Raw genomic sequence first — 7,972 nt, 5'->3', positions numbered from 1 at the left:
CGGGGGGTGTCTGGGGTGGGTTGGTCGGGTGGGGGCCGGCCGGGCAGCTTGCCCGGCCCCTGAGAAGCAGGGCTGGTCTTTCAGGGGCGCGGGGAACCGCGCGAGCAACCACGAATCACCCGCACCCACCGACGCACAGGTACCCCCGAGCTCATACGCGTCCGGTCTCACCCGGCGGAGCGCCACCCCAGTTCCGGCCCCAGCTTCGTCGCGATGTCGGTCAGAATCTGGACGTAGTCCTCGTGCTCGAACGTGAACGGCAGCGCGAAGGCGACCTCGTCGACCTCACGGAAGGCGGCGTGGGCGTGCAGTCGTCCGGCGATCTCGGCGGACGTGCCCACCAGGTCCGGCGCGAAGAGCAGCCGTCCCGGCCCCTGCGGCGCGGTGGTCCGGGGCAGCCGCTTCGCCGCGTACGCCTCGTACTTGGCGCGCTGCTCCGGCGTCGCCGAGTCGGTGGGGATGACGACGAGCCCCTGCGAGACCCGGGCCCGCTCCCCGGCGGGGTGATGCGCCCGGAACTCCCGGATGTGGGAGAGCTGGACACCGGCGAAGTCCACGGTCCCGGACCCGGCCGCCGACTTTGGCCCCTCCGCCTTCACCACACTGCTGGTCAGGAAGTTCATGCCGTTCTCGCCGGCCCACCGCGCCGACCGGAGGCTGCCGCCGCCGTACCACATACGGCCACCCAGCCCGGGGGAGTGCGGCTGGACCCGGTCGGAGAAGACCTCGAACCCCTCGGTGCCGCTGAAGTCGCTGGCCGCCTCGCCCCGGACGAAGCCGAGGAGCCGCCGGACCCGTTCGAAGCCGAAGTCCTCCGCGTCGGCGGTGTCCGGGTAGAGCGCCGCCTTGACGGTGTCGTAGTGCATCGGCGGCCCGACGCTGATCCCCGGGTTGAGCCGGCCGCCGGAGAGGAGGTCGACCGTGGCCAGGTCCTCGGCGAGCCGCAGCGGGTTCTCCCAGCCCAACGGGATGACGGCGGTGCCCAGTTCGATACGGCTCGTGCGCTGCGAGGCCGCCGCCAGGACGGCGACGGGGGAGGAGATGCCGTACTGCAGATGACGGTGGCGGAGCCACGCGCTGTCGAAGCCGAGCCGTTCGCCCAGCTCGATGATCTCCAGCGTCGACTCATGGCCCCGGCGTGGGTCGGCCTCGTCGAACAGCCCGATGGTCAGAAACCCCAGTTTCCGCAACGGCCTCGATGCCGCTGCGGTGACGCCGGCCTCCACGGATCCGTCCATCGTCTTCTCCAAGTCCTCCGACGCGCTTCGGTGGTGGGGACGATTGTGGCAGGTGGGGACTGGGAGACGGGGAGGGCAGTCGTGCGGGGCAAGGGAGCCTGTCCCGTGCGTGGTGGCCGTGCGCGGATCTCGTGCACATGTTCCGTGAACGGCTCTGCCGGGTCGGGGAGTTCGTGTTCCTCGCCCGGCGCCGATCCGGTCACGGAGGGTGTTCGTCCGGGCGATACGATCACGTACCGCGATCATGTGCCGCCTGGTCGGGGCGGTGGTGGGAACGACCGGAATGATGATCCGGAAAAGTTGAGGTTTCGGGCGGCGGGTGGGGCCGGGGAAGTGCCGGATCTCTCGTACAGTTTGCGCCGTGGGATCTCTGCGCAATCCGATCGGGCCGCTTCCCTCCACCATCTACTGGCGACGGAGGGCCATTCTGCTGACCCTCGTCGGCCTGCTCGCGATCCTGGTCGTGTGGGTCGTCACCGGTGGCGGCGGGAACAGCGGGAACGACGCGGGCGAGCCCGACGGAAAGAATCCCGCGACCTCGATCACTCCCGGGCCGTCCGGGTCCGGCCCCGCGATCAGTGAAGCGCCGGGCGGGCGGGACGAGTCGGGTGACGCATCGAGCGCGGGAGGCGACGGTTCGGGCTCCGGTTCGAGTTCGGGTTCTGGTTCGGGTTCCGGCTCTGGCTCTGGCTCTGGCTCTGGGTCCTCTGGCTCCGGGTCCTCGGGCACCGGTGGTGGGGCCGGTGGCGCGGGTGGTGGTACGTCGGACGACGGCGGTAAGAACGGGAGCAGCTCCGGTGAGCAGGTTCCGGCGGGGTCCAGTCTGCCCAACTGCACTCCCGGGGCCGTGAAGTTGACCGTGCGCAGTGTTCGTAACGCCTACGAGCCCGGGGTGAACCCGACGTTCGAACTCATCGCCCGCAACTCCTCCGGTGGTGACTGCAAGCTCGATCTCGGGCCGGACAACACGGTGGTGACGATCACCACGGCCGATGACGACGACGCGTTCTGGGCGTCCGACGACTGTCATGAGACCGCGGGCAGCCTGTTGTTCAGGGTGCCGGCCGGGGACCGGGTCACCTACACCGTGGAGTGGAACCGGTCCCCCAGCGCGCCCAACTGTGCGACTCCGTCGGCGGGTTCGGCCACCGCCGGGACGTACATCGTGGAGGCGAAGGCGCCGGGGCTGGCCACGGCCCGGACGTCGTTCGTGCTGGAGAAGGACTGACGGTCGGGGCCCGGCCGGGCTTCTCTTCGCCCTCGCCGCCCCTGCCCTTCCCCTCCCCAGGGATGCCGCCCCTTCGACCTCGCGCCTGTGCACGGGGCCCTCTGAGGGCTGCGCCCCCAGCCCTCTGTCGGCTTTCGGCCTCGGCCTCGGCCTCGAACGCCGGACGGGCTGATCGAGCCCGAGCCCGGCGGACGCCCGAGGGGCCTGAGCGTGCCGAGGCCGGCCGCGTCGGACGGGCCGCGTGTGTCCGGGCCGGGCGGTGGTGGTCAGACGTAGCGTTCCAGGATGGACGACTCCGCCAGGCGTGACAGGCCCTCGCGGACGCTGCGGGCGCGGGCCTCGCCCACCCCGTCGACCGTCTGGAGGTCGTCGACGCTGGCGGCGAGGAGTTTCTGGAGGCCGCCGAAGTGTTCGACGAGACGGTCGATGATGGCGCCCGGGAGGCGGGGGACCTTGGCCAGCAGGCGGTAGCCGCGCGGGGAGACCGCGGAGTCCATGCCCTCGGGGGAGCCGGTGTAGCCGAGGGCGCGGGCGACGGTGGGGAGTTCGAGGAGTTCGGCGTGGGCGAGCGCGTTGAGTTCGTGGAGGGCCTCGTCGACCGTGCGGGAGCGTTTGGCCGTCGGCTCGGGGACGTAGTCCCGGACGACCAGTTCGCGTTCCGGTTCGACGCCCGCGATCAGCTCGTCGAGCTGGAGGGCCAGGAGGCGGCCGTCCGTGCCCAGTTCGACCACGTATTCGGCGATCTCGGTGGCGATGCGGCGGACCATCTCCAGTCGCTGGGCGACCGCCGACACGTCCCGGACCGTCACCAGGTCCTCGATCTCCAGTGCGGAGAGGGTGCCCGCCACCTCGTCCAGGCGGAGCTTGTACCGCTCCAAGGTCGCCAGCGCCTGGTTCGCGCGGGACAGGATCGCCGCCGAGTCCTCCAGCACGCGCCGGTTGCCGTCGACGTACAGCGCGACCAGGCGCATCGACTGGGAGACCGACACGACAGGGAACCCGACCTGCTTGCTCACGCGGTCGGCCGTGCGGTGCCGGGTGCCCGTCTCCTCGGTGGGGATCGTCGGGTCGGGGACCAGCTGGACGCCCGCCCGGAGGATCTTGGAGAGGTCCGAGGACAGGACGATGCCGCCGTCGAGCTTGCACAGCTCACGCAGACGCGTGGCCGTGAACTCGACATCCAGGACGAATCCACCGGTGCACATCGGCTCGACGGTCTTGTCGAAGCCGAGCACGATGAGCCCGCCCGTGTTGCCGCGGAGAATCCGCTCAAGCCCGTCGCGCAAAGCCGTGCCTGGTGCCACGGCGCTCAGTGAGGCGCGCATCAGGCCATCGGCACCGGAGCTCCCACCGGACTTTCCGGGAGCTGCTGCCCGGTCGTTGGCTGCCACTGCACTCCTCCGGTCGCAGGTTCTGGAACGCTCCCGTTTCGCACATGTGGTTCGTACGGACGGGCGAGACCTGGGCAAAGTCTACCGGCGGTCCTCCTCGTCCCGTGGGGCCTCTCGCCGACGGGATCGGGGCAGTACCCGGAGGGCGTCTCCCATGTCGGCCACTTCCAGGACCTTCATACCGGGAGGAACCTTGCCGGGATCGGACGGAACGAGCGCGTGCGTGAAGCCGAGACGGTGTGCTTCGGAGAGGCGGCGCTGGACCCCGGTGACCCTTCTGACCTCGCCCGCGAGGCCCACTTCGCCGATCGCCACGAGGTTCTTGGGCAGCGGGGTGTCGGTGGCCGCGGACGCCAGGGCCAGGGCGATCGCCAGGTCCGCGGCGGGCTCCGAGAGCTTCACCCCGCCGACCGTCGCCGAGTAGATGTCCCGCTTGCCGAGGGCGCTGATACGGCCGCGCTGCTCCAGGACCGCGAGCATCATCGAGACCCGGGAGGTCTCCAGGCCGGACGTGGTCCGGCGGGGGGAGGGGAGCTGCGAGTCGACTGTGAGCGACTGCACTTCCGCGACCAGGGGACGGCGGCCCTCCAGGGTCACGGTCAGACAGGTGCCGGGGACCGGTTCGTCGCGGCGGGTGAGGAAGAGGCCGCTGGGGTCGGTGAGACCGGTGATGCCCTCGTCGTGCAGTTCGAAGCAGCCGACCTCGTCCGTGGCGCCGTAGCGGTTCTTGACGCCGCGGACCAGGCGGAGGCGTGCGTGGCGGTCGCCCTCGAAGTGCAGGACGACGTCGACGAGGTGTTCCAGGAGACGGGGGCCCGCGATGGCGCCGTCCTTCGTGACGTGACCCACGAGGAGCGTCGACATGCCGCGGTCCTTGGACGCCCGGATCAGGGCGCCGGCGACCTCACGGACCTGGGCCATGCCGCCGGGGGCGCCGTCGATCTCGGGAGAGGCGATCGTCTGGACCGAGTCGAGGATCAGCAGGGACGGCTTCACCGCGTCCAAGTGGCCGAGTACGGCGGAGAGATCGGTCTCGGCGGCGAGGTAGAGATGGTCGTGGAGGGCGTGGATCCGGTCGGCCCGCAGGCGGACCTGGCTGGCGGACTCCTCGCCGGTGACATAGAGGGTCGGGTGTTCGGCGTCGGCGGCCTTGGCGGCGACGTCGAGGAGGAGGGTGGACTTGCCCACGCCCGGCTCGCCCGCGAGGAGGACCACGGCGCCGGGGACCAGGCCGCCGCCGAGGACCCGGTCCAGCTCCGGGACGCCGGTGGTGCGGGCGGTGGCCTGGCGGCCGTCGACCTGGCCGATGGGGACGGCGGAGGTGGTGACCCGGCCGGGGGCCGTCGTACGGACGGCGGGCGTTCCGTACTCCTCGACCGTGCCCCACGCCTGGCATTCGGGGCAGCGGCCGAGCCACTTGGCCGTCTGCCAGCCGCACTCTGTGCAGCGGTAGGACGGACGGTCCTTCGCGGTCTTCGTACGGGTGGCCATGCACGAACCGTAACGGAGCCCACCGACAGCCTCCGGCGGTCGGGCGGGTTCGGGTGCGCGGCCGGGGACTTCGGGACGGCCGGTCCACCCCGGGCGCGGTGGGCGCCTCTTCGCCGTGGGGGGCGTTCGTGTGAGGCGGCCGCGGGTGGTGTGTGGTGGCTCGCGCAGTTCCCCGCGCCCCTTTCGGGGCGCGCCCCGAAAGGGGCGAATCATGTCTGCCCCCTGCCCAGCCGAAACCGGGCCCCGCCCAGCCTCCTTACGGGCGGCGCCCGATGGTCAGCTCGGCCGGGCGGTACGGGACGTACGCCGCACCGTCGAGGCCGAGGGCGAGCGCGGCGGTCTGGAGGGCGCCCGGGGTCGCGGAGACGCCCCAGCGGCCGGAGTCGAGGCGGGACTCCAGGGCGTGGAGGGCGGCGACGGTCTCGGCGGTGGTGAAGGTGCAGTGGCCCTGCCGTTCGACATAGGCCTGGCGCAGGAGGGGGGCGTCACCGGAGGCGCGGACGCGGGTGGCGAAGCGCGATTCCTGCTCGACCGGGACGAGGTCGTCGGCGACGGTGTGGACGTCGAGGAGCGGCACCGCGAGGCCCTGGCCGGCGGAGGACGTGCGTTCGCCGGCCGCGACGGCGGCCGGGTCGGCGGTGACGGTCGCGTTGGCGGTCAGGTTCCGCAGGTCGGCTCGCAGGTCGAGGCCGGCCTTCTTGTACAGGGCCTTGACCAGGGGAGCGTGCTGGGAGGTCGAGAGCACGCGCGCGTAGTCGACGCCCTTGTTCCCGGAGTTGTTGCCGCCCAGGGCCTTCTCGACGTGGTAGCGGGCGGGCTCGACGCGGGTGAGGATGCCCTGCGCGAGCCACTCGTACTGCTGGGCCTGCTGCTCGGCCCAGTCACCGGCGCCGGGGCGGTCCTTGCCGGGTGACCAGGCGGGCAGGTTGAGATAGGCGGCGGCGAGGGCGATACGGGCGCGGCCCTCGGGGGTCTTCTGGGCGGCGACGACGGCGTCGGTGAGCTGCCGGCCGGTGGCGGCGCCCTCGGCCTCGGAGGCGAAGTCCACCAGCTTCACCGGTGTACCGGGGAGCAGGAGGCGGGCGATCGTGTACTCGGCGTCGAGTTGGTAGGTGTGCAGGTCGTTGGCGCCGGCCACGAGACCGCAGAGGCCCAGGGCGCCGTCGATCCCACCGGCCCCGGAGCGGGCGAGCCGGGCATTGACCAGGCCGCCCATGGACTGGCCGACGGAAAGGGTGCGGGTGGGTTCGCCGATCCTCTCGGTGACCGCCGCGATGGTGGCGACCTGGTCGCGCTCCGCGCTCTCCAGCGCCCAGAGGGTCTCGCTCACGTCGTAGGAGGAGCCGGTGAGGGCGTAGCCCTCTTCGAGGAGACGCAGGCGGACGGCCTCGCGGGGGGCGTTCTGGGGCACGGTGACGCCGAAGCCGTGGCTGAAGACGACCAGGGTGCCGTTCCAGTTCTCCGGGACGTCCGCGATCCAGGCGGCGCCGTCCGGGAGGGTGCCGGTGAGGCGCTCGGCGGCGGGCGCGGCCGCCTGCGGGGCGGCGGCGGTCGAGGCGGAGGCGCTGGTCAGCGAGAGGACGACGGCCGCGGCCAGGGCGACGAGCGTGCGGGGAGAGGACGAGCGGGGGGTGCGTGCGGTCATGAGAGTGGGGCTCCTGACTCGGCGTACCTGAAGGTAACTTGGACCCCTGGGAATGTAGGCTGATTGGTAGCCGTCGTCAATAAAGTGCACAACATTAGGGGAGTGGCCCCGGAGGTCGGAGTTCTCGTCCCCTTATGAGGGATCGTTTCACCCGTACGGAGTAAATGTGCTGAAGGGGTGGGAAGGTGCTGCTTCCGGACGCCTACCGTCCATGAATGATGAGCATCAGTCCGGAAACCTCGCCCCGCACCACCGGCGCACACCGGGCGCACCGCGAGGCGCGCGATCGGGCGGCGGCGCGCGCGGTGGCGCAGCGCCCGCCGACGCGCTACGAGCCGTACCTGGACGGCCTGTTCACCTACTGCATGTCCGTGCTGTGCGACCACGACGCGGCGACCGCGGCTCTCGCGGACGTGCTCGCGCTCGCCGAGCGTCGCCGGGGCCCCGACGGAGCCGACGACCGCCGGGCCCGGCTGTACGCGCTGGCCCGGTGGGCCTGTCTGCGCAGGCTCGCCGAGGTCCGGCAGAAACGTCCGGGCACGCCTGCCTCCGCCCGCCCACCCGCACACGGCGATGGGACCGGGAAACCGCGCGCCGCGAAGACCGCCGCCGGGTCCGCCGCCCTCCCCGAGGACGAGGAGCGGCGGCGCAGACGTGAACTGGCCCTGCTCGCCTGGCCGGAGGCCGCCGGTACCACCCCCGAGCAGCGCGAGGCGCTGGAGCTGGCCGTGCGGCACCAGCTCGCCGCCCACGAGGTCGCCGACGTGCTGGGGATGGACCCGGCCGCCGCGCGCGAGTTGCTGGCCTCCGCCGCCTGCGAGGTCGAGCGTACCCGGGCGGCCCTCGCCGTCGTCGAGACCGGCGCCTGTCCGGGCGTCGCCCGCCTCACCGGCGATCTGCAGCTCGTCCTGAGCGCCACCCTGCGCCGCGAACTCGTCCGGCACGTCGACGAGTGCCCCGTCTGCCGCCGCGCCGCCGA

Annotated in this window: 5 protein-coding genes and 1 pseudogene; 2 read left to right on the top strand and 4 right to left on the bottom strand. The window is 72.2% G+C overall.

Annotated features, from left to right (window positions below):
- Positions 1-167: 167 nt before the first annotated feature.
- A complete protein-coding gene (locus AWZ10_RS11275) occupies positions 168-1,238 on the bottom strand; it encodes an LLM class flavin-dependent oxidoreductase (protein ID WP_060890992.1) in 1,071 nt (356 codons plus the stop codon).
- 361 nt (positions 1,239-1,599) lie between these two features.
- Here AWZ10_RS11275 and AWZ10_RS11270 point away from each other — a divergent pair, with 361 nt between their 5' ends.
- The gene (locus AWZ10_RS11270; RefSeq protein WP_060890991.1) at positions 1,600-2,466 is read left to right on the top strand and encodes a hypothetical protein; all 867 of its coding nucleotides are present in this window, start codon (positions 1,600-1,602) and stop codon (positions 2,464-2,466) included.
- Positions 2,467-2,732: 266 nt separating this feature from the next.
- Here the strand turns inward: AWZ10_RS11270 and disA are convergent, their stop codons facing one another.
- From disA to AWZ10_RS11255, 3 genes are all read right to left on the bottom strand, one after another.
- A complete protein-coding gene (gene disA, locus AWZ10_RS11265; RefSeq protein WP_046708555.1) occupies positions 2,733-3,857 on the bottom strand; it encodes a DNA integrity scanning diadenylate cyclase DisA in 1,125 nt (374 codons plus the stop codon).
- Between the two features lie 81 nt (positions 3,858-3,938).
- Positions 3,939-5,348: a DNA repair protein RadA gene (gene radA, locus AWZ10_RS11260; protein ID WP_046708556.1), complete on the bottom strand. Its 1,410-nt coding sequence runs from the start codon at positions 5,346-5,348 to the stop codon at positions 3,939-3,941.
- 256 nt (positions 5,349-5,604) lie between these two features.
- The gene (locus AWZ10_RS11255; protein WP_060890990.1) at positions 5,605-6,993 is read right to left on the bottom strand and encodes a hypothetical protein; all 1,389 of its coding nucleotides are present in this window, start codon (positions 6,991-6,993) and stop codon (positions 5,605-5,607) included.
- A gap of 215 nt (positions 6,994-7,208) precedes the next feature.
- On the opposite strand from AWZ10_RS11255, the pseudogene AWZ10_RS11250 reads away from it, so the two are divergent.
- Positions 7,209-7,972: pseudogene (locus AWZ10_RS11250) on the top strand (hypothetical protein); the annotation flags it as partial.

The sequence above is a fragment of the Streptomyces europaeiscabiei genome (assembly GCF_001550375.1).
GTDB classification, from domain to species: domain Bacteria; phylum Actinomycetota; class Actinomycetes; order Streptomycetales; family Streptomycetaceae; genus Streptomyces; species Streptomyces europaeiscabiei.
The sequence above is the reverse complement of the archived record's forward strand: the minus strand, read 5'-3'. Positions and strand labels throughout refer to the sequence as shown.

Coding starts and splice junctions, on each gene's coding strand:
- AWZ10_RS11275 (WP_060890992.1), bottom strand. CDS start 1,238: ATGGACGGATCCGTGGAGGCCGGCGTCACCGCAGCGGCATCGAGGCCG.
- radA (WP_046708556.1), bottom strand. CDS start 5,348: ATGGCCACCCGTACGAAGACCGCGAAGGACCGTCCGTCCTACCGCTGC.
- AWZ10_RS11255 (WP_060890990.1), bottom strand. CDS start 6,993: ATGACCGCACGCACCCCCCGCTCGTCCTCTCCCCGCACGCTCGTCGCC.